At 65.3% G+C, this 20,824-nt stretch carries 20 protein-coding genes; 12 read left to right on the forward strand and 8 right to left on the reverse strand.

Features of this window, described 5'->3' with window-relative positions:
- The 9 genes from MLGJGCBP_RS00935 to MLGJGCBP_RS00970 form a co-directional block, all read left to right on the forward strand.
- Window positions 1-297 (forward strand): FAD-linked oxidase C-terminal domain-containing protein (locus MLGJGCBP_RS00935; protein WP_328799363.1); only part of this gene is annotated, 297 nt, incomplete at its 5' end.
- A complete protein-coding gene (locus tag MLGJGCBP_RS00940; protein ID WP_236580856.1) occupies window positions 294-674 on the forward strand; it encodes a hypothetical protein in 381 nt (126 codons plus the stop codon). The genes MLGJGCBP_RS00935 and MLGJGCBP_RS00940, both read left to right, overlap by 4 nt.
- Window positions 665-862, forward strand: coding sequence for a hypothetical protein (locus MLGJGCBP_RS50270; protein WP_201452925.1), 198 nt, complete (start codon window positions 665-667; stop codon window positions 860-862). The genes MLGJGCBP_RS00940 and MLGJGCBP_RS50270 overlap by 10 nt, the downstream gene beginning before the upstream one ends.
- 322 nt (window positions 863-1,184) lie before the next feature.
- Window positions 1,185-2,933: a sigma-54-dependent Fis family transcriptional regulator gene (locus tag MLGJGCBP_RS00945; protein ID WP_160093705.1), complete on the forward strand. Its 1,749-nt coding sequence runs from the start codon at window positions 1,185-1,187 to the stop codon at window positions 2,931-2,933.
- Window positions 2,934-3,611: 678 nt separating this feature from the next.
- Window positions 3,612-3,740: a hypothetical protein gene (locus tag MLGJGCBP_RS53100; protein WP_268960714.1), complete on the forward strand. Its 129-nt coding sequence runs from the start codon at window positions 3,612-3,614 to the stop codon at window positions 3,738-3,740.
- A gap of 529 nt (window positions 3,741-4,269) precedes the next feature.
- Window positions 4,270-4,815 carry a hypothetical protein gene (locus MLGJGCBP_RS00955; RefSeq protein ID WP_160093707.1) on the forward strand — a complete coding sequence of 182 codons (546 nt, stop codon included), beginning with the start codon at window positions 4,270-4,272 and terminating at the stop codon, window positions 4,813-4,815.
- 7 nt (window positions 4,816-4,822) lie between these two features.
- Window positions 4,823-5,251 (forward strand): Fur family transcriptional regulator, encoded by a 429-nt coding sequence (locus tag MLGJGCBP_RS00960; RefSeq protein WP_160093708.1) that lies wholly within the window; start codon window positions 4,823-4,825, stop codon window positions 5,249-5,251.
- Between the two features lie 73 nt (window positions 5,252-5,324).
- Window positions 5,325-7,559 (forward strand): catalase/peroxidase HPI, encoded by a 2,235-nt coding sequence (gene katG / locus MLGJGCBP_RS00965; RefSeq protein ID WP_160093727.1) that lies wholly within the window; start codon window positions 5,325-5,327, stop codon window positions 7,557-7,559.
- A 286-nt stretch (window positions 7,560-7,845) separates the two neighbouring features.
- On the forward strand, window positions 7,846-8,199 hold the full coding sequence (locus MLGJGCBP_RS00970; RefSeq protein WP_160093709.1) for a WhiB family transcriptional regulator: 354 nt from the start codon (window positions 7,846-7,848) through the stop codon (window positions 8,197-8,199).
- Window positions 8,200-8,717: 518 nt separating this feature from the next.
- On the opposite strand, the gene MLGJGCBP_RS00975 is transcribed toward MLGJGCBP_RS00970, so the two are convergent.
- The 5 genes from MLGJGCBP_RS00975 to MLGJGCBP_RS00995 form a co-directional block, all read right to left on the reverse strand.
- Window positions 8,718-9,005 (reverse strand): hypothetical protein, encoded by a 288-nt coding sequence (locus MLGJGCBP_RS00975; protein WP_201452923.1) that lies wholly within the window; start codon window positions 9,003-9,005, stop codon window positions 8,718-8,720.
- Between the two features lie 317 nt (window positions 9,006-9,322).
- Window positions 9,323-10,741: a hypothetical protein gene (locus MLGJGCBP_RS00980; RefSeq protein WP_160093711.1), complete on the reverse strand. Its 1,419-nt coding sequence runs from the start codon at window positions 10,739-10,741 to the stop codon at window positions 9,323-9,325.
- Between the two features lie 16 nt (window positions 10,742-10,757).
- Window positions 10,758-12,101: a TIGR03118 family protein gene (locus MLGJGCBP_RS00985; RefSeq protein ID WP_160093712.1), complete on the reverse strand. Its 1,344-nt coding sequence runs from the start codon at window positions 12,099-12,101 to the stop codon at window positions 10,758-10,760.
- A gap of 98 nt (window positions 12,102-12,199) precedes the next feature.
- The gene (locus MLGJGCBP_RS00990; RefSeq protein WP_160093713.1) at window positions 12,200-12,925 is read right to left on the reverse strand and encodes a hypothetical protein; all 726 of its coding nucleotides are present in this window, start codon (window positions 12,923-12,925) and stop codon (window positions 12,200-12,202) included.
- A gap of 872 nt (window positions 12,926-13,797) precedes the next feature.
- Window positions 13,798-14,826, reverse strand: a complete 1,029-nt coding sequence (locus MLGJGCBP_RS00995) for a recombinase family protein (protein ID WP_160093714.1) — start codon at window positions 14,824-14,826, stop codon at window positions 13,798-13,800.
- A 461-nt stretch (window positions 14,827-15,287) separates the two neighbouring features.
- Between MLGJGCBP_RS00995 and MLGJGCBP_RS01000 the strand changes: the two genes are divergently transcribed.
- Window positions 15,288-16,118, forward strand: coding sequence for a CopG family transcriptional regulator (locus tag MLGJGCBP_RS01000; protein ID WP_160093715.1), 831 nt, complete (start codon window positions 15,288-15,290; stop codon window positions 16,116-16,118).
- Between the two features lie 173 nt (window positions 16,119-16,291).
- Here the strand turns inward: MLGJGCBP_RS01000 and MLGJGCBP_RS01005 are convergent, their stop codons facing one another.
- Window positions 16,292-17,005: a hypothetical protein gene (locus MLGJGCBP_RS01005; RefSeq protein WP_160093716.1), complete on the reverse strand. Its 714-nt coding sequence runs from the start codon at window positions 17,003-17,005 to the stop codon at window positions 16,292-16,294.
- A 487-nt stretch (window positions 17,006-17,492) separates the two neighbouring features.
- Between MLGJGCBP_RS01005 and MLGJGCBP_RS01010 the strand changes: the two genes are divergently transcribed.
- Entirely contained in the window at window positions 17,493-18,245 is a 753-nt protein-coding gene (locus MLGJGCBP_RS01010) for an SOS response-associated peptidase (RefSeq protein WP_160093717.1), read from the forward strand.
- Between the two features lie 56 nt (window positions 18,246-18,301).
- Here MLGJGCBP_RS01010 and MLGJGCBP_RS01015 read toward each other — a convergent pair whose 3' ends face one another.
- Window positions 18,302-19,669 (reverse strand): cytochrome P450, encoded by a 1,368-nt coding sequence (locus MLGJGCBP_RS01015; RefSeq protein WP_442972073.1) that lies wholly within the window; start codon window positions 19,667-19,669, stop codon window positions 18,302-18,304.
- A gap of 577 nt (window positions 19,670-20,246) precedes the next feature.
- Here MLGJGCBP_RS01015 and MLGJGCBP_RS01020 point away from each other — a divergent pair.
- Window positions 20,247-20,567, forward strand: coding sequence for a hypothetical protein (locus MLGJGCBP_RS01020; protein WP_160093719.1), 321 nt, complete (start codon window positions 20,247-20,249; stop codon window positions 20,565-20,567).
- Between the two features lie 18 nt (window positions 20,568-20,585).
- On the opposite strand, the gene MLGJGCBP_RS01025 is transcribed toward MLGJGCBP_RS01020, so the two are convergent.
- Window positions 20,586-20,777, reverse strand: coding sequence for a hypothetical protein (locus tag MLGJGCBP_RS01025; RefSeq protein ID WP_109335536.1), 192 nt, complete (start codon window positions 20,775-20,777; stop codon window positions 20,586-20,588).
- Between the last annotated feature and the right edge of the window lie 47 nt (window positions 20,778-20,824).

Genomic DNA, 20,824 nt, shown 5'->3' on the forward strand with positions numbered 1-20,824 from the left:
GACCGCCACCACCTTTTCGTCGGCACCTTCGGGCACGCCGCGGACGGAAACCTCCACCCCACGATCGTGTTCGACGCGGCTGACCCCGACGCATCCGACCGTGCCTACCGCGCCTTCGACGAAATGGTCACCCGGTGCCTGGCGCTGGGCGGATCGATCACCGGCGAGCACGGCGTCGGTGATCTCAAACGCAACTACCTCGAGACGATGGTAGGCACACACGAGCGAGTGCTGATGGGTCAGATCAAGGTGGTGTTCGACCCTCCCGGGATTCTCAATCCGGGACGCGCGATATGACCGGGAGGGAACTGCACCCACCCCGCTCGCGGATGACGACACCCGCACAGTCGTCGCCCGATGCGGTGCACACCTGCGCACATATCGATCCCGTAGTCCTCCCGGCGGCCCGGTGCGACGCGAACGACGAGTTCCTACTGGACTTCGCCGCCCGATGGGTGCACTTCGGCGGCGGCAGCGCCGAAGAGATCTTCCTCACCTTCGGGTGGAACGAGGCTCGGTACTTCGGACGCCTCCGTTATCTGGCCACACGCCGATTCGTTCCCATCGATGACGTCCTGCGGCAACGACTTCTCGCCGTATGCGCCGAACGGCTACCACCCTCGAGCACACCGGTGCCCATCCCCGACGACGAAAGGCCACGACCATGCCAGTGAACCCCGTCCCGCGGCCCCCACACCGTCCGGCCCCCGAACCCGCGCGGCCCCCGGTGTCGAGCACGCTCACCGTGACCGACCTGCTGTGCACGCTGGAAGCGCTCACCGGGGTTCGCCCGCCGTATGTCACCCAGGCCACCCAGCCGTCCGGTAACCCGTCCCGATCCCACCGGTCGGAAGCGTCCTGAATGATCTCAACCCGGTCGGAACGAACCTGACGCTGCAGGTCGCAGGTTCCCGGTGGCAGAGGTGCGGGAAGCGCACATCGGGCAAGCGCTACCTCAGTCAGCCATCCGGCGCCCTACGCACCACGCGTGCGACCGCCGCCGCCTCGGCTATCTCTGGGTAACACCCGAAACCCCGCCGCCGACGGAACACCGTGAGTGCATCGGGGGCATCGGCCCACCGGGGAATCACCCGCTACAGGTGTCTCATACTGAGACCCATACCACATTGAGACGCCGTACGCTCATAGACGTAACCGGTGGAAGAACAGGGCGTAAACAGACCATGACCGCCAAGGATCTACAGCTAGCACGCGAGCACTTTCTCTCCGAGCATCATCTCGACAGCTCCATTCGGCAGGACATCTACACCTCCTGGCAGCGGTCGAAGTCCCTGAAAGTGGGACCTGATCAGCTCGATCTCCCGTTTGTCCGGGAGCCGAACCTGGACTGTCCCCTCGTCACGGCGGCCGGACCGGTCCTGAAACAGCTCGCGGACGGGCTGGTGGACGAGCCGGTCAGTGTGATTCTGACATCCGCCGACGGAGTGATCCTGACCAGGATCGCCGCCAGCCAGCGGCTCAATCGCACACTCGACGCGGTCAACCTGGCCCCGGGTTTCAGCTACTCGGAAGAATTCGCAGGTACCAACGGTATCGGCACTGCCCTCGAGACCCGGCAACCGACCCTGGTCACCGGCGCCGAACACTACGTCGAATGTCTCGGGCAACTGGCCTGCGCCGGTGTCCCGATCACCCACCCGATTTCCGGAGCTCTCGTCGGCGCGCTCGACCTGACCGGCTGGGTCGAGGACGGGGGACCACTGCTGGCCACCCTGGCCAAATCCGCAACCGCGCAGATCGAAGGCCGGCTCCTTGCACAGGCCAGTGCCGAGCAGACAGCGCTGCTGAACGCCTATCTGAAGGCCGGTCGGCGGGCACCGCAAGTAGGGGTTCTCGCTCTGGGTGACGATCTGGTGCTGCTCAACCGTCGCCTGCGCCTGGCACTGGATGCCCAGGACCAAGCTGCGTTGCTCGAGCACGCTGTCGACCTGACAGGAATGCCCGCCATGCATCGACATATCGTCGCCCTGCCCAGCGGGCTGTCGGTGCGTCTGTCGTCCACCGAGGATTTCGGGTTCGGATCGCGACGGCAGATGGCGTTGTTCTACGTACACCTCCTCGACACCGCCAACTCCGCGGTCCCGGCAATGGTGAAACATGAATCTTTGCCCGGTATCACCGGCAGCAGCGCGTCCTGGCGCCGTAGCTGCCAGCAGATCGCCCACGGTGCTCGCGAACAACAGTGGGTCACGGTTTCCGGAGAGCCGGGAAGCGGTCGCACCGCAGCACTCAAAGCGGCGGCTATCGCCTATATTCCGGTGGGAACACGAATTTTCGCTGCGGCGGAGCTGTCGGGGGACAGTGGCGCCATGCAGGCGCTTCGGCAAGAACTCGAACAGGACCGCTTCAGCATCATCCTCCGCGACATCGATCTGCTCGACGAGGAGCATCAGCGGTCCGTCGCCGACCTCATCGACGGACGCGAGCACGCCGGCTGGATCGGTGTCACCATCGGCGCTGCCGCGCACAACACCGATCTCGACACGCTGATCCTGCCCTATTTCGGCCACACCGTGCCCGTGCCCGCGTTGCGCCACCGCATCGAGGATCTCCACGACCTGGTACCGCTCCTGCTCCGTCGGCTGGGCCACGGGGCAGAGCTATCGCTCTCGCCTGCGGCGATGCGTCAACTGTGTAAATACAGCTGGCCCGGAAACGTGAGCGAGCTCCGGCAGGTCCTCCAGGAGGTGGTGCAGCGGCAACGCACCGGCATCGCCGGAGTCGATCAGTTGCCACCGGTATGCCGGGCACTGAGCCGACACGCACTCACCCAGATCGAGGCCCTGGAGCGAGACGCCATCGTCCGCAGCCTCGAAGAAAACCACGGAAACAAGAAGGCAGCGGCAACCGCGCTCGGCATCTCACGCGCGACGATCTACCGGAAAATCAAGGAATTCGGAATCGGCTTGTAAGGTCCTCTCCCAAGCCTGGACTGGCCGCCCCGCGGAGCTACCCGGCTGTCGCTGATCGCGAACACCCCCGCGTCGTGGCTTCCCGCCTCGGGTCCGGATTGCGCAGTGCCCGAACCCGGTACGGGCCGGGAAGCCGCGCGAATCGCGGCCGATCGGGTGCCGATGGTCCTCTGTGGTCGTCTCCAGTTCGGCGGGGCAGCAGAGAGCGCCCGTGGGGTGGTGGGCTGTGAGGTTGAATCCTCGGTGCCTACTCGGCACGGTTGATCGCGGCGATGGTTCGGTGGACCTCTCTTTCTCCGATGCGTGCTTGGCCATACACACCGAAGATCCCGCCGATAGCCCTCTCTGCGTCAGAGACGCGCCGCTCAGTCCCAAACCCCACCACTCCACGGGACGCCTACGGGCAGCATCCCTTCCGTGTCCGGAAATGAGACGGCCATCACACCGGATCCGCCGGATCATGAGAACACAGAGATAGTGCACCCGGTTAGAAGCTCGACGGCTTCATCTGACTCCACACCGAGGCTTCGCACTACCGAGGCAATCGAAAAGGTGATCCCGATGACGACGAACCCGCATACTCTGCACACAACGACTGGGCGAGATTGCTCCGGTAGTGGTCGGGTCTGGCTGGTGGCTCCACTGTGCACGACGGCCGCCCCCACCGACCGCCCTCCCGTGCGTGATGACCTGATGCGGACCTGGCTGCCGGACGGCGACGTCACCTACCGCAGCTCCGACGGCCGCCGCAAGACCACCTGGGCGCAACTGCATGCACAATTCGATCTGGTGGAGGTGACATCATGACCACCCTGACCGGCACCCTCTGCTTCTCTGCATCCCGGTATTCACCAGGCGCATTCGATGCGCGTCTCGCGGGCGAGGACGCTGCCGAGGAAGCTCTGCGCTTGGTCCCCGACGACCGCGTCACGTGCCCACTGCACCATCGCTGGATCCACCAATGCGTCGCGTCGCCGGCCCATATCAACGCAGTGACGCGACACCGATGGTGCCGTCGTTGCGCCGTCCCCCTGCCCGTGGTCATCGACGAGATCGCAGGAACGGCCACCATCGTCTGCCCTCGATGCGGCGACGGGAGCAGCCCGGCCACCACCCGCCTGATCACCGCATGCCGAGCCAGTCTCGCGGCCTCGCGGAAAGATGGCCACCGCACCGATGGTAAGACCCATAGTTGCTACCTACCGCGTTCGATCAGCGCCGACAACACCCACCAGCCGCCGAGGCCCGCAACCTGCTCGCCGGTGCCGGCCCGCAACGCTGACGTCGGAGTGCCGGTCGGTGACAAGGAATCCGACAACGGGCGGAGGTGAACTGAGTGGTGGACAATCGCTCGAATAGTTTGTGCACGACTAGGTCTGAGTACCAGTACCTCCTCGGCCACGCTTACATGGGTGCGGTCTTCGCGACGGCCGTGTTCGACCTCCTTCTCGAGGACACCCAGTACTCACACCATCGAGTGGCTTTGGAGCAACTCCGTGACCTCGAAGCAACCCTCCAGCACCACCTTGCATCCCTGTACACCGACCGTTCCGCCTCGCCGCGCATGGACACCGACACCCGGGCCGAAGACTATACCCGTTCGATCAGACGGCTTGGATGGGGCGAAATGATGACGGCCACAACATCTTTTGGCAACGCTTCGCTCTGCCGGTTACATCAACTGCGGGTGCTGGCACCGCAACCGGACCGGTCGCTCTACTCCACCCTCATCCATCTCGAGGGGAATCTGATCACGCTGGCCAAAGACGCCACCGATTCCCGTCCCACCACACGACTGGTGAGTATTCTGCCCGGCAGCCGCCGTCCGGAGCGTCTCAATATGACGCATCATCTTGATCAGTTACAGAAAGCCGGGGCATAGTCTGCCCGTGTCTTCGACAACGGATTTCGCACGACAGCTGCGGCTCGCCGAGCTGCGGGTGACCCAGCCCCGGGTTGCGGTATTGGAAGCGGTGCAGGCGAACCCCCACGCCGACACGGAGACGATCCTCGCGACGGTGCGCGGTGTGCTGCCGCGAGTGTCTCAGCAGGCGGTGTACGACGTGCTTCACGCGGTGACCGCGGCAGGGTTGGTGCGGCGGATCCAACCGGCAGGCTCCCTGGCCCGCTACGAGTCTCGGGTCGGTGACAATCACCACCACGTGGTCTGCCGGTCCTGTGGGGCCATCGCTGACGTCGACTGCGCCGTCGGTGACACTCCGTGCCTGACCGCTTCGCACGACAACGGATTTCGTGTCGACGAGGCGGAGGTCATCTTCTGGGGCACGTGCCCCGACTGTTCCCCATCACACCGTTGACAACCCGATCCACCAAGCACAACCCGAAATTACTCCCCTTTTTGGAAGGAAAGCAGTGACTGACACCCAGACCATCGCAGAAGAACACCCTCCGATCGCCGAGGCCCAAACGGAACCCGCGCAGAGCGGCGGCTGCCCCGTTGCCCACGGTCGCCAGAAGCACCCCACTGAAGGCGGGGGAAACCGTGACTGGTGGCCGAACCAGCTCAACCTGAAAATCCTGCAGAAGAACCCCGCCGTGCGCAATCCCATGGACGAGGACTTCGACTACGCCAAGGAATTCGCGGCCGTCGACCTCGACGCTCTCAAGCGTGACATCGAGGAGGTCATGACCACCTCACACGAGTTGTGGCCCGCCGACTTCGGGCACTACGGTCCCCTCTTCGTCCGCATGGCATGGCACGCCGCGGGCACCTACCGCACCACCGACGGACGCGGCGGCGCCGGCGCCGGGATGCAGCGGTTCGCGCCCCTGAACAGCTGGCCCGACAACGCGAACCTCGACAAGGCCCGCCGGCTCCTGTGGCCGGTGAAGAAGAAGTACGGCAAGACGGTGTCGTGGGCCGACCTCATGGTCTTCGCCGGCAACGTTGCACTCGAATCGATGGGATTCAAGACTTTCGGATTCGGCGGAGGCCGGGAGGACCGGTGGGAACCGGAAGAGGACGTGTACTGGGGGCCGGAACTCACCTGGCTCGGCGACGATCGCTACACCGGTGAGCGGGACCTCGAAAAGCCCCTCGGGGCAGTTCAGATGGGTCTGATCTACGTCAACCCCGAAGGCCCGAACGGCAACCCGGACCCGCTCGCCGCGGCAACGGACATCCGTGAGACGTTCGCCCGGATGGCGATGAACGATGTAGAAACGGCCGCCCTGATCGTCGGTGGCCACACCTTCGGCAAGGCCCACGGGGCCGGCCCCGCCGACCACGTCGGCCCGGAACCCGAGGCCGCACCGCTCGAGGAGCAGGGCCTGGGCTGGAAAAGTTCCTTCGGCACCGGTAAGGGCAAGGACACCATCACCAGTGGCCTCGAGGTGACCTGGACACCCACCCCGACCACGTGGGACAACAGCTTCCTGGAAACCCTGTACGGCTACGAATGGGAGCTAAGCACCAGCCCCGCCGGTGCCAACCAGTGGATCGCGAAGGACGGCGCCGGTGCCGGCACCGTGCCCGACGCCTTCGACCCCTCGGTGCGGCACGCCCCCACCATGCTGACCACCGACCTCTCCCTGCGGATCGACCCTGCCTACGAGAAGATCACCCGTCGCTGGCTCGACCACCCCGAGGAGCTCGCGGACGAATTCGCCAAGGCCTGGTACAAGCTGACCCACCGCGACATGGGCCCGGTCGACCGTTACCTCGGACCGCTGGTCCCGCAGGAAACGCTGCTATGGCAGGACCCCATCCCCGCCGTGACCCACGACCTCATCGGCGCCGACGACATCGCGTCGCTCAAACGCCAGATCCTGTCGTCGGGCTTGACTGTTCCACAGTTGATTTCGACTGCGTGGGCGGCGGCGTCGTCGTTCCGCGGAAGCGACATGCGCGGCGGCGCCAACGGCGGACGTATCCGTCTCGAGCCGCAGGCGAGCTGGGAGGTCAACAACCCCGACGAGCTCGCGCACGTGGTACGCACCCTCGAGGGCATCGCGGAGTCGTTCAACTCCGCCCAGACCGGGAACACCCGGGTGTCGTTCGCCGATCTGGTCGTGCTGGGCGGAACTGCGGCTGTCGAGCAGGCCGCCAAGAACGCCGGACACGACATCGAGGTGCCCTTCACTCCGGGACGGGCCGACGCCACACAGGAACAGACCGACGTGGAATCCTTCTCGGCGCTCGAGCCGAGCGCAGACGGGTTCCGCAACTACCTCGGGACGGCACACCGGCTGCCCGCCGAGTACTTGTTGATCGACAAGGCGAATCTGTTGAACCTCAGCGCTCCCGAGTTGACGGTGCTGATCGGTGGCCTGCGGGTGCTGGGCGCGAACCACAACCAGTCCTCGCTGGGCGTGTTCACCGCGAACCTCGGGTCGTTGACCAACGACTTCTTCGTGAACCTGCTCGATCTGGAAACGGTGTGGGCGCCCACATCCGTGAACTCGGGTATATACGAGGGCCGCGACCTCACCACCGGTGGAGTGAAGTGGACCGGCAGCCGTGTCGACCTGCTGTTCGGGTCGAACTCGGAACTCCGCGCGCTCGCCGAGGTCTACGCCGCCGACGACGCGAAGACGAAGTTTGTGCACGACTTCGTCTCCGCATGGGACAAGGTGATGAACCTCGATCGGTTCGACCTCCGCTGACCCGGTGACACCGGGTGTGGTACCCCGCGAGCTCACCGCTCCGGGGTGCCGCACCCGGCACACGGGTGTGCCACCGTCGCAACGAGTCGAACAACGCCCCCTCCCGGCCACGTGGCGCGGCGTCTCATTCAGCGACTCGATCATCCGTGGCAGCGCTTTCAGCCCATGGTCCCGCGTACGGACCTCCACCCTTTTCGAGATGGTGACTTGGATTCGCGACCACGCCGCCACCGCCAGGGTCTGACCGCATACGCCGCATAGCCTCTGAGAGAGAATCTCATCGTCGATGTCGAAGAACACTCCCAGGCTTCCACCGCCACTAGCAGAACTATGGGATTGGCAGACGCATGCCGACTGCCGACACATGGACTCAGACATCTTCTTTCCGGCAGAAGGTGAGTGCAGGGCAGACCGCCGACGGCGCGAAGCGATCGCGAAGAGTGTGTGCGGCACGTGTCCGGTGCGAGCGGAATGCAGACTCCATGCGATCACAGTGGGAGAGCGGTACGGCATCTGGGGCGGCACGTCCGAACTCGACCGAAAATACCAGGCGAGCGGCCCACGTGGATGGTCGACCGGACGAGGCGCGCTGAAGATCCTGCCGCGCCACCTACCACCGGGCCGCCGAACTGCTCAGTGATTTCCGACCGACGTGGTCGGTCAGATACCTGGTCCTCGGTGAGTTTTGCTGGCGGGCGATCGGGAATGGCGCTCATGATTCTCACCGCCACAAGACACGGATCACCCGTGACGCTGACGGGCACCGTCGGGACCAGTCTCACTCGCGCCTTTACAACACCGGGACCCCGGCCCCGGCCGTCACCGCCGTCGACTCGGCGAAGCTTCCGCCCGGAACACATTCGCGAACGATCCCGTCACCGGTGTTTCCGATCTTGTCCGGAACATCCACCGCTGCAGGCAGTTACACGTTCACTCTCACCGCGGGCAACGGTGTCGGCGCCCCCGTCCGCCGCACAGTCACGGTCACCGTCGAAGCACCCGCGACGGGATCTCTGGGTCGATCTTCGGCAGCTGACTTTTCTGCCGGTATCGGCGCACTGACGACGTTGCCTCCGCTCTATGGAGCCGGAGGCATCGTCGATTCGGGGTCAACTGTCGAGGCGTCCTAGCGCTTCGCTATTCGGTGCTACTTGGCCCCTATTTCATGCTGAGCTCGTCGGCTTCTTCGGCGTCGAGTGTCCCGACGAGTTCGGCGATCTTCACGACGATGTCCTCCATAGGCTCCTCGACCGTGCTAAAACCACTACGCGACGCGAGCGTAGGGCTGACCTGGTGGAGCTGCTCGAACGTCACACCATGCATGACCGGCACCAAGAGGTTGCGGCGGAGCAGAGCACTGAGCTCATTGCTCGCGATGCTTCGATCGGTGCTCAGTTTCTCGAGCATGGCCGGCGTCACTAGAACAATCCCGATGCGCGAACTCACGAGCCCCTTGTCGATAGGTGACCACACCGTGGTGGTCGGCCGCCGGGTGATCTTCCTGGTGACCGGAGAACAGATGGCGCAGTAGGCATTGCATCGGTGTCAGGATCGTGGGCTGGGTTACCTTGGGTTGTGGCAGCCCGCGGACTCACACCGGGAAGAGTGCTGCAGATGTCGAAGCTTCACATCCCGACCAGCTGGGCCAGCGTCGTTGGCTGCGGTATGGCCGTCATGCGGCTCGGTCGGCCCGGCACGAAGAGTGGATTCCCTGGCAGAAGAAGCCGAATCCGATCACGATCAGGACGGCCGCGACGGCGTGGTCAGTGATCCGCGCTCGGCGGCATCGACGGATCTGTCGGTTCCGGGGGTGGGTCGGTTTCGTCGGCCGGAGTTGGTGGTGGCTCGGTGGGCACGGTCGATTCGTCCGGGTCCGTCGTCGGTGTTGGTGCCGGTGTCGGTCCGGTGCTGGGTGCAGGGGGCGGCGAGGGATACGAGATATCGGACAACGGTTTCGGTGTGGTGGGTTCGATGGTGGTGTCGGAATCGGTGGGCGATTCGGTGACCGGGTCGACCGGTGCGGGCCGGGACGGCAGGAAGGGCTGGGCGGGCAGGAAAGCCTGGGCAGTGAGGACCACGATGCGGGGAGCCGGCTGCGCCGGATTCGCGTCGAGGATCACGGTCGCCGCCGCGGTGGGGGCGGGGACGGCGCTGGCCGAGGAAAGGTGTGCCGGTGCGCCACGTTCGACCAGCCGGAATCCATGCTGGGGCGAGGGGCGGCTGGCCGCTGCGGTGTCGTCGTGGCGTGGGTCGGGTCGGGTGTCGGCGGTGAACGAGGGCACCATCAGTGCGGCCGCAGCCACGACCGCCGCGGCGATACTCAGGTGGCGGCCGCGGCGTGGTCGCACCGTCTGCCCCGGTGGGGCGATCTGGAACGGTGATGCGGCCGCAAGCAACGCGGCGCCCCGCGCCGAAGCGGTTTCCGGATGCGGCGGGCAGATCACCGGTGCGTCCAGCTCCTCGAGTCGATCACGCAGCCCGGAGGATGTCTCGGCGCCGGTGAGGAGAACGAGGACCAGGTCGGATGCGTGAAGACCGGCGACGTCGAGGGAGTCTGCGGCGAGATCATGCAGCGACGACACGGCGTGGAGGGTCGGTTCGGGTGGGCGGCTGGTGAATTCGGTCGAACGCAGCGGGCGCCCGACGATCGGGTCGGGCCCGCCGGTGGTGCCGGCCGCCAGGATCGTCAGATCCAGGCCGCCGGCATCGACGTGGCAGACGAGCACGAAACCGTCGACCAGTAGCCCGTGCTCGGCCTCGTACCAGGCGAGCGCGGCGACGGGTTCGGGAACGAGCCCGACCCCGGCCAGCCCGGCCCGGTCGAGCGCGCGGCGGAGGTCGCGCACGGCTTCGGTGGTGTAAACCGCGGGGTATGTCAGCACGGCGGGGGTGTCGGTGGGGAGGTTCGTCTCGGCGACCAGACAGTGCACGGCGACGGCGACAAGGTCCTGCCCGATGTAGCGGTGCCCGTCGCCCGCGACGAGGACCTCCCCGATTCGGTGCGCGAACTCGGCGAGCACCATGGCGCCGTCGGGTGGATCGCCCAGGCGCACGGCCGAGTCCGGGCCGAACGTCAGTGTCGACCGGCGCGTGAGGACCGAGTCGATGCGGCCGGCGTCGTCCGGCCCGATCGCAGCGACCGCGTGCGCCGTTCCTATGCGAAGTCCGAGACCTCGGGTCATGGTGTCGCTCCGGTGTTCAGTTCGCGGCACGGAGGCGGCCGAAGACGCCGTCCTTCTCGTCGGCGGGGCCGGCGGTGAAGTAGAGCGAGTTGCTGTCGCCGAGGCTTTCCCCGTTGCCGAATAGCAGACCCCACAGTCCCTCCACCCCGAGAACGGCGCCGGATTCGTCGCGGATGTAGTCGATGAAGGCCCCGGTGGTGTCGTCGAACGCGGCGATGCGTCCGGCGCCCCCGAAGTTGCCGACCAGGATGCTGCCGCTGAGCGCCCCGAAGTCGGCCGGTGCGACGGCCACGCCCCACGGTGCGTTGAGGCGGCCACCGTCGTCGAGCACCCGCACGAGATTGCCGGCCCGGTCGAACTCGGCGACCTTGCCGCGGTCCGGGCGGTCGCCGGCCGCGGCCTCCTGCTCGGCATCAAGCGAGTCCTCCTCGCCCGCATCGAATTCGCTGCCGTCGGCGGAGTCCTCGGCGGCCTTGGTGACGGCGTAGGTGACGAACACACGGTCACCGGAGGTGACGAGGTTGAACGGGGCGGGATCTCCCGGCCGGGCCCGCTTGCCCGACCCCGGGTCGGCCGGATCGACCGGGTCGCCGGTGGCGAACGGGTTGACGAATCCCTGTGTCGGTACCGGGCGCCAGAACTTGTCGAACTGCCGAATCTGCGGGTCGGCGCCGAAGTCGGCCGCCCACAACGTGTCGTCGCGGCCCGGGGCGAGCGCGAGGCCGAAGAAACTCATTCCCGCTGGGCCGCCGTCGAACGTCTGCAGTGCGGGCCCGTCGTGGCGGACGATTCGGCCGCCGGTGCCTTGTTCGGTCCAGCCGGCGATGCGGCCGGTGTCGGTGGCGAAGAGGAATCGGGAGGACCCGGCGAGCATTTCCGGGTGCCCGTGCACGTCGACGGGTTGTCCGGTGACGGCGAAGCTGTCGGAGGCCAGGGGGGCGGGGTTGAACGCCACCCCGGTGACCTTCCCACCGCCGGTGTCGGAGGTGTCGGAGTCGGCGCCGGGGACGGTGACCTCGTGCAGTCCGTCCTGGTGCAATGGTCGCAGCGCCGGGTCGGGGGAGGCGCTCACGTCGCCGACGAATTCGAACGACGTCCCGCCGGCCCCGACCCAGAAGTGCCCTCCATCGCCCTGCGGGCGGATCGCGACGCCCCAGGCGTTCACCATCTCGGGGACCGTGGCCGCGGCACCGTAGGAGTCGTTGCTCGCCACGAGTGTCGTGGCGGCATAGCGGTTGCCGGGCAGCGTCTCGGTATCGGCGGCCGGGGCGGCGGGGCTGCATCCGGTGGCGCCGAGCAGTAGGGCGGCGAGTGGCGCCGCACAGGCCGCGGCGACACGGTGGGGTTTAGGTCGTTGCATGACAGATCCTTTCGGGATTCCGGTGCACGCGTTCGCGTCCTGACCGGGCAAGCAGGAGTGGGTGTCGTAGGTGTTGTCTTCGATGGCGTCGAGAAAGGTCAGTGTTCGGCGTTCCAGAAGCCGATCCAGACCGCTGACCACCAGCAGATCTGGGAGATCGACGCGGTGGCCGCACCCCAGAGGGTCAGTGCCGGTGCGAGGGTGCCGGTGTCGGCGCGGGCCATGCGGCGACTCAGGATCAGTGCCTGCAGGCCGTTGAGGGTCAGGATCAGCACGCAGGCGATCTTGACCCGGGTCAGGGTCGAGGCGAGGTTCGGTTCGAGCAGGGCGCCGCTGGCGACCAGCCCGGCCAGCCCGGTCCAGATCGGCAGATGCAGGCGGTGTGCTCCGGTGATCGCCTCAGTGAGGGTCGAGCGGCCCGATACCCAGACCAGCACCAGATAGTCGGCGATCAGGACGCCACCGAACCCGAGCACCAGCGATGCGAGGTGCACGAACAACGCCGCAGTGTGGAGCACCGGATCGACGGTGACATGGATGGATATCCACGCCGCCGCGGCCACGAACGCCGCGGCAAGGATGCCGGCGAGCGCAATAATCCACCACGAATCGTTAAGTGCCAGGGGTCGATCCGGTTCGTTCGCGAACAGAGTCGGCCGTGTGCCGTCGGCTGGCCGCGCTGGGGTGCCGCGGTGCTCACCCCAGAGGACGGCGTCCGCGCGTCGCCGCGGGGAGGGAAGCGGGGTGAGAGAGCAGCGGAGAGTCGGCGCGGTCGCCGACGTGACCGCGTCGGAAGCTGTGGGAGCGCGGGAAGGGTTGTGCATCGGTGAGTCCGGTTCTGGTACGAGTGCGCGAACAGAAATCCGCACCGATATCGGTGCGGTGGGTGGCGCGCGCTGCCCCGGACGCCTATCCCTCGATCAGTGGTCAGTGTGCGGGGGCTACCGCACCACCGGATCCACCTTCTGGTGTGCTGTGCAGGCCTTTCGGACATGGTGCGGGGTGCACCGGTGAGGTCGAGCCGATCTCGGCGAACGCAGTGCGGGATTCACGACGGCTCCTCTCGGTCCTCACAGCCTCTTCACAGGGTGTAGTTAAGGCTGCCCTTGCCTGATTGGCTGTCTTAGTAAAAATGTTCGGGCTACCGAAGTCAACCTCTGTGAGGCCGGACACATCTCGGCGTGTGGTCCGGCGGCGCCCCGGCGCCCCGGGCGCGGTGGACCGTCTACGGCACGTGGCCCACCACCCCACGCTGCCGGAGCCGATGTCGGAGGTTCCCGTTCGTCAGCGTCGATCTGGTCCGAGTTCGGCAACTGACCCACCGGTTGAACCAACTATTTCGGTTGCCGCGATCGAGAGAGCCGGTGGTTCCCTGCGAGGTATTCCGCGGATACGCCGCCGACCTCGGCCTCGATCTGGCCGCCTTCGACGCCGCCTACACCGATCTACGGGGACATCGACTTGCGTGCGCGGGCGCTGGCTGCGTGCTGATGATTCATCAGATGCAATACAGAATAGTTTAGTTGACGTAATAACACTTATCGGCTAATGAAAATCGTTGGGGGAGCGGGCCGTTCAGTTCCTCGGTCGTCCACGATCTGAGCGTTCGTCGAGCATGTTGCGCAGCATGTCGGTGACCTGTTGCTCGTCGCGGAAGCCGCCATAGCTGCCTTACCGCAGCCCCGCGGCGGCACAGCTATCGCGACATTTCAACGGTATGGTCCCAGTGGCGGCCAGTTCGGCTTGGGGGCACCAGGTAGGCCAGCGTGGTCGCCTCGGGTCCGTCCGCGGCATATGCGTGGCCCGGACAGAAGAGATCCGGGGTAACTGCCCATTCCGCTGCCGTGAGCCATCGTCGAACGGGCTCGGTCAGGTTGCCGTTCTTCGCTTGCTCGGCGAGCGCGCCGGCGAGGATGGGTCCGTCGCCGCAGACGCTGCAGGCGATGTCGAATGCCGGTTGCCCGGGTTCGCAATGCCGACAGTGGTGCAGGCTGATAACTCTCCCCCGGTGGTGGGGGTCGGCGTGGAGCCAGGTCACCGCGAGGTCGGCACGTTGGTGTGCCGCCTCGGCGCGAGTGGTCGGCTCATATCCGCAGGATGGGCACGTCCGAGACGGGCGGACAGGTGGATCGGCGACCACGGCGCTCTCCTGCGCGGCCGGTGCGCTGTCCCTCCGGCGGGTGTTCAGATGCCCATAGACGGTGGTGCGCGGCACCTTCAGCATGCCCGCGATCTGGGCGACGGTGTGCTCGCCGGCGTCGTAGAGGCGTTGAGCGAGTTCGATCTGGTCCGGGCTGAGCTTCGAGGGCCGGCCGCCCTTACGGCCGCGGGCGCGGGCGGCGGCCAGCCCGTCTCGGGTGTTGGCCACGGTCAGCTCGCGCTGGAGATCGGCGAGGACCGACAGCATGCCGAACATGGCGTGGCCCTCGGCGGTGGCGGTGTCGATGCCCTGCTCGAGCACCTTCAGGCCGATGCCGCGCTCACGTAGCTCGGCGCCGAGGGTGACCAGGTGCAGCACCGACCGTCCGAGCCGGTCGAGTCGGGTGATCACCAGGATGTCGCCCTCGCGTAGCCGTGCCAGTACCAGGTCGAGCTGGGGGCGTGACGTCTTCGCTCCGCCCGCATGATCGACGTGAATGTTCTCGGCGGCCACCCCGGCGCGGACCAGCGCATCGATCTGGTGGTCGGGGTCTGCACTGGAGACGCGGGCGTAACCGATCAGCATTGTGACGACAATACCCAGACGCGAGGTTTCTCGACACAGTTTTCGACATTGGTTCTCGACGCCCGTGAGTTCGTGAATGTGCTGTTCGGGCGGGTTCGGAGACGAATCGACTATTGTCAGCCCGGTCTTTGGCTAGTTTGTAGTCGCCTCGCCTCGCCTCGCCTTTGCCTAAGGTCGCTCGTAGACCTTGTCTTCCTCCAGTCGGATGCCAGTGGTGCCGACCGGGCTCGGTTGAGCATGATGTCCGCACTTCACTGGAAAGTCCGTGTTCGGCAGCGGATCCACGAGGTACTTTGCCGACTGGCCCGTTGCGGCCGCGCGGCTCCCCTGTCGGTGGCGATCCGTAGACTCGAATTCGTTCTGGTGCATCCCCCCATTCATGTTCCCGGAACACCCCTGTGCCCCGGCGTCACCGATGCCGGGGCACAACTATGCGCATCGGCGGACGAGAAGAGCGATAAATGACTGAGTCGAGGCCAGGGCGGATCCCGGTGGGCGATCCGATCGCGCTGCGCTTCGACCCGGAGACCAAACACCGACTCGACGAGATGGCCGAGGGCCTCGGTCCTCGCCGGTTCGGGGCGCTGATCCGTGTCGCCTGCCGACGACTGGTCACCCAGCCCAAAGCCGTCCGCAACCGTCTCGAGGAAGCGCGGCGACTCTCGGCAGTGCGGCGGGCGATTCCGCTGGTCATGCTCACGCTCAAACTGGAACCGGACACCGTCCAGAAGTTCACGGCGTTGGCCGTCGAGTACGACACCACGGTCAGCGCACTCGTGCGGATTGCCCTGCACCGGTTCCTGGAAACCCCCGGACGCTACAAACATCCGATGCTCCGCGAGGCCGAGTGGACCGGACTGTCCGAGAAGGTCGAGGTGATGGTCAACCCATCGGCCAAGCAACAGATCTGGCGCCTCGCCGGCCGGCACGGGACAAGCTTGGGCACCGCGCTTCTTCGGGTTGCTCTTCGTCGCCTGCTCGATAAGCCCGGTGACCTCGCCACGGACCTGGAGACCATCGCACCGTTGCGCGATCTTCGGCCCGAGATCTTCCCCGCCAGGGTGAATGTGCACTTCGACGCCCCGCTGCGGGACAGCCTCGACGGGTTGGCCGCACGAGTGGGGTCCGATCGTGCCGAGTTGATGCGTCTGGCCGCGGAGCGTGTGCTCGAGGCCCCGGGCATGATCGAGCAGGCGGTGAACAGAGAGATCTTCCGCAGCGAAAAGAACAGAGCGCATCTCATGGCACGCCACGTCCGCCGCCAGGCGCGTCGCCGCACACAACCCGACTGATCAACCACACACCCTCCGCGCCATCTGCACGTTTCCGGTATTGCCTTGGCTAAACCGGACCTGGTGGACGCAGAACGGCGTTCAGGCCGTTTTGCCTCGTAGGCATAGGCTGCGGAAAACCCGGTACGGTCGAACACTCCCGAGCCGACGGCGTACGCGACTCACACGCCCACTCACTCACCGCCGCTGCCGCTTAGTGCTGTGAAGTCTGCGCCGTGGATCATCTCCCTGAGTAGCTCATCGTCTCCGTCGACGATTTCCTTAAGGCCCCGCCAAAAGCCATAACCTGCGACTACCTCTTCGTCCCTATTTTTCGAATATCCGAGTTCGCCTGGATAATCGTCCCATCTAACTGCCGTATCGCTTATGAAAACACGCGGTTCTCTCAGCGAGATCATGAGTACATCATCAATGTTTTCGTAGGGCCCGGTGGCGATTCCGTTCTTGTTTAACACCCTGACATCCTCCTGAATGTCGCGAACATTGGAATCATCGTAGTTCACCGTGTGCGCCGTAAGCTCATGCCAGCTGATCTCTATAGGATCGCCCGTGCCGTACTTCAAAATTATTGCCAGAGTGGATCGGACTCGCAGGGGTATTTTCGAAAGTACCTCTTGAAGTTTATTGACAGCAAGCATGTATTGCTCGTTGTACTCTTTCTCCACTGCGTCGTCCTCGGGCAATTCGAGAATTTGTACCAAACGAGCTATATTCGGTGCCTGTTCGCCAATGAACTGCGCAGTTACGTCGATCGGCATTCTTGCCTGCCGTTCCATCGTCTCCCATAACTGCGATATGCCGTTCCTATACTTCTCCTCGTGTTGCCGTTTCATGTCTCGAAGGCGTTGAACGGTGTAAGTGCTCCAATTTTGCCGCTTGTCGATCATTGAGTGGTGATATCCACACATGATCATCAGATTGGAAGGAGCGTTTCGCATGTCATCAGACCAGGATTTCTCCGCGCGTGGGCCATTGTCGCTTTCGCCCACGATATGAGCTATTTCTCCGTTGAATGCCCCGTTCTCGTCGATGAGAGCGTGGCGACAATTGTCTTTTCCGTAGTGGTACGCGCACTGATTGCCCGACAATGTCCATAGTTGACGATATGTACCGCTTTTGTAATATCTACTCATTTCGCCTCCAGGCTCCGCGTCCGCCATCCGGTTCGTGCATTGTTCCAGATTGAGAAGCTTGGATATGTTGAGGCGCGCTGGGAAAACGTCGCATTTATCAGCGGAAGACTTACAGTGTGGAGCATGGGTGCGAGTCGTCCATCCCAAGGCCGCATCCAAGCGGAGCTCGAGCAGAGGGTTTCCACGGCGCCCGACTGTTGGCTTCACTCGACTCGTCGGTGAGTCGTGGCACGCTGTCGGTATGTGTGGTCGCTACGCATCGACGACGAGCAGGGCGACGCTGCTCGAGACTTTCGAGATCGAACTCGAGCGGGCCGACCCTGAGATGGCGGCGGACTACAACGTCGCGCCAACGAAGACCTCACCGGTCGTGATCGCACGTGTACCGAAGGACGCCGGCGGCGAGAAGCCCCAGCGACAGTTACGCAACCTCAAATGGGGTTTGACGCCATTCTGGACCAAGGATCCGAAGATCGGCTCACGCATGATCAATGCTCGCGCGGAGACCGTGCACGAAAAGCCCGCGTACAGGCAGTGTTTCAGATCGCGGCGCGGGATTGTGCCGGTTTCGGGGTTCTACGAGTGGTTCCCGACCGACGAGGTCGGCAAGTCCGGGAAACCGCTCAAGCAGCCGTACTACATCCATCCGACCGACGGTGGCATTCTCCCGTTGGCTGGCATCTTCGACTTCTGGCGTAACCCCGACGCCCCCGACGACGACCCGGACGCCTGGGTGGTCACGTTCGCAGTCATCACCACCGATGCAACCGACGACGTGGGACATATTCACGATCGGATGCCGATGAGTGTGGCCCAGGAGAATTGGGCGGACTGGCTCGACCCGACGAACACCGACGTCGACTACGCCCGATCCTTGATGGCGCCACCGCAACCGGGCAGCTTGGACACCTATCCGGTGTCCAAGGCCGTCAACAACGTCAGGAACAACGGTGAGGATTTGCTGAAGCCGAGCGCGTCAGAGGGCCATTCCTGACCACGGCTTGCGCATCCCGGTGCCCGGGGCGCAGGCCGGTTGCTCACAGATCGACGTCAGTTTCGCGCGCGTACATGTGCCTGGATCGGCGCCGCGGCGACGGTGGTGAACGGGACCGCCAGGGGAAAGTCGTCCTGCAGGGATCGGATTTCAATTGTTCGGATGATGGTGGCCAGCGCGAGTGTGGCTTCGAGCATCGCGAAGTGGTCGCCGATGCAGGACCGTGGGCCGCCGCCGAACGGGATGTATTGCCATCGGTCGCGGCCGCGGGAGTTCTCGACGTTGAATCGGTCCGGATCGAAGACCAGGGGGTTCTCCCAGAGGGCGGGATCGCGGTGCATGGCGTAGATGCCGACCAACACCATGCTGCCGGCCTCGACTCGGTAGCCGGCGACCTCGATGTCCTGCATGGCCGTGCGCCCGGCGACGGCGACTGGCGGGCACAGTCGCATCGCCTCGTGTAGCACCTGCACGGTGTACCCGAGCTGGGGGACGTCGTCGGGGGTCAGTTCCCGAGCGCCGATGCTGGCCGCCTCGGCGGCGACCTTGTTCTGCTGGTCGCGATGGTGTCCCAGCGCCCATAGCGCGTAGGCGAGGGTCGTCGCGGTGGTGTCGTAGCCGCCTGCCGCGAAGGCGATCAGGTCGTTGCCGATGTCCTGGTCGGACAGTTCCCGCCCGGTATCCGGGTCCGTGGCCCCGATCAGCGCATGGACGAGCGGCGCGTCTCGGGTCGGGTCTGCGCGGCACACCTGAAGGATCTCGTCCGAGAGCCGGTGCATGGCCGCATCCGCTGCCCACGCGCGCCGACGCGCAGGCGTGGGGAGCCATCGCGGTGCGCGCACCGGCCGCATCCCACGATCAGCGATATGCGACAGAGCGATACGCAGTGGCTCAGCGAACGCGTCGGCCCGTTTATCGAGGTCAGTTCCGAGGACCGAGCGGCCCAGTGCCCGCATGGTCAGCCGCCGACACTCGGCGTCCAGATCGATTTCGGCGTTGTCTCCCCACCCGTCGGCAACCATCGCCGCGGCCTGGGACATGTGGCCACCGAAGGTGCGCACACGCTGCTTGGTGAACAGCGGTTGCAAGGTCCGCTTGCGCGAAAGCCACGGCTCGTTCGGGAGGTCGACGATGTTGTCGCCCATCAGGTGCCGCATTTCCCGGTGAACCGCGGTCCTGTCGCACGCAGTATCTTTGCGTCCCAGGACGTCGCGAGCCCCCATCGGCGAGGTGACCCACACAATCGGCTCGTTCAGCCATTTCGGGCCAAGGGTTACCCTGCTCACGGGCCCACCGGTCTCGCGCAGCAATTCCTGCCCGATGTGGTACTCCCTGACTGCCTTCAGCCGCTGCCGAAACGGCAGCGGGTTCCGGGGAGCCAGTGGCAGTGAACCGACGTCACCCTCGTTGTGAGCAATCATAATCGTGTGCCCCCTGTGTTCGGCTGATCAATTCGGCCTCTTCCGAGGTCGCTCGCGTTGCGCCGTGCCGATCCGAATCGACCTTACGACGAACCAGTTCGACCCACCGGCTGTCGCCCGACTCCCGTCGGCTCGCGGCAAGGAGCCCGCCGCTTACGACGTCATCATTACTGTTGTAAGACCAAGACGGTCGTCAAACAGTCAGAGCGGGAAACGACAACAACGCACCAGGGGGAGCCTTGACCGAGTTTTACACCGCGACCGAACTCGAACAGCTCGGTTACGTTCGGCACCGACTGACCGAGCTGTTCGGAGAGCCCGACACCGCTGGCAGCGAGGAACGGTGGCCTTATGAGACCGTGCACGCCGTTGAACGCGATGTTCTCGCACCGGCGGCGAGGGTGGTCTTCACTGCGTTCGAGCCTGACTTGGATACCCGCGCGGGGATGATCGCAGCCGATCTCCGGTTCGGGTGGCCCCAGATGGAGCAGATGCTCGCCCGCACGACCTTGCGGGAAGACCAGAAGCGAAGTGGGCGGACTGTGTCCAGCGTGGTCGGTGATGAGGGAGCGGTTGCTCCGTGATCAGCGAGTTCCGCGGTGTTGTCGTCGATGCGCTGCTCTCCGGGGCGTCCCTGGCCGACCGGTGGCGCGAGGTTCGATCACAGCGGGCGCGGATGGCCGAGATCGACGCCAATCTAGATCGCTTCCAGTGGTTGGTCCTCGAGGACCTGGCCGAGGCGCGCCGAGCGTTCCAGCACCGAGACCGCCAACGGGGGGAAGCAGAGGTCACGGCGTTCCTTGCGGCCCACGAGCGCGCCAGGATGGTCGGTATCCCCGACGAGCGGGCGGTGCGCCGCTTGGCTGATCGGATGGCCAGGGCGCGTGACAGACAGGCCTGATCCGGGCGTGTGGGGCCGCTAGGAATCGGCGGGGACGAGATATTTCACCTGGACGCTGAACGGGTAGGTGCCTGGGCTTTGCACCACGGCCTCGATGAGTGCTCGGCCGTCCTCGATGTCGAGGATCTTGAACCGCGAGACCCCTTGAGGGTGAAGCCGTACCGTGTCGCCGATCGTCACAGCAGCGGGGGTTGCCGGATTCTCAGTCATACGCCATGCCTAACTCTCTCCCCGACTTCCACGTGATCCAATAGCTC

Origin of the sequence: Rhodococcus sp. T7 (assembly GCF_009872365.1) — a bacterium.
Taxonomy (GTDB): domain Bacteria; phylum Actinomycetota; class Actinomycetes; order Mycobacteriales; family Mycobacteriaceae; genus Rhodococcus_F.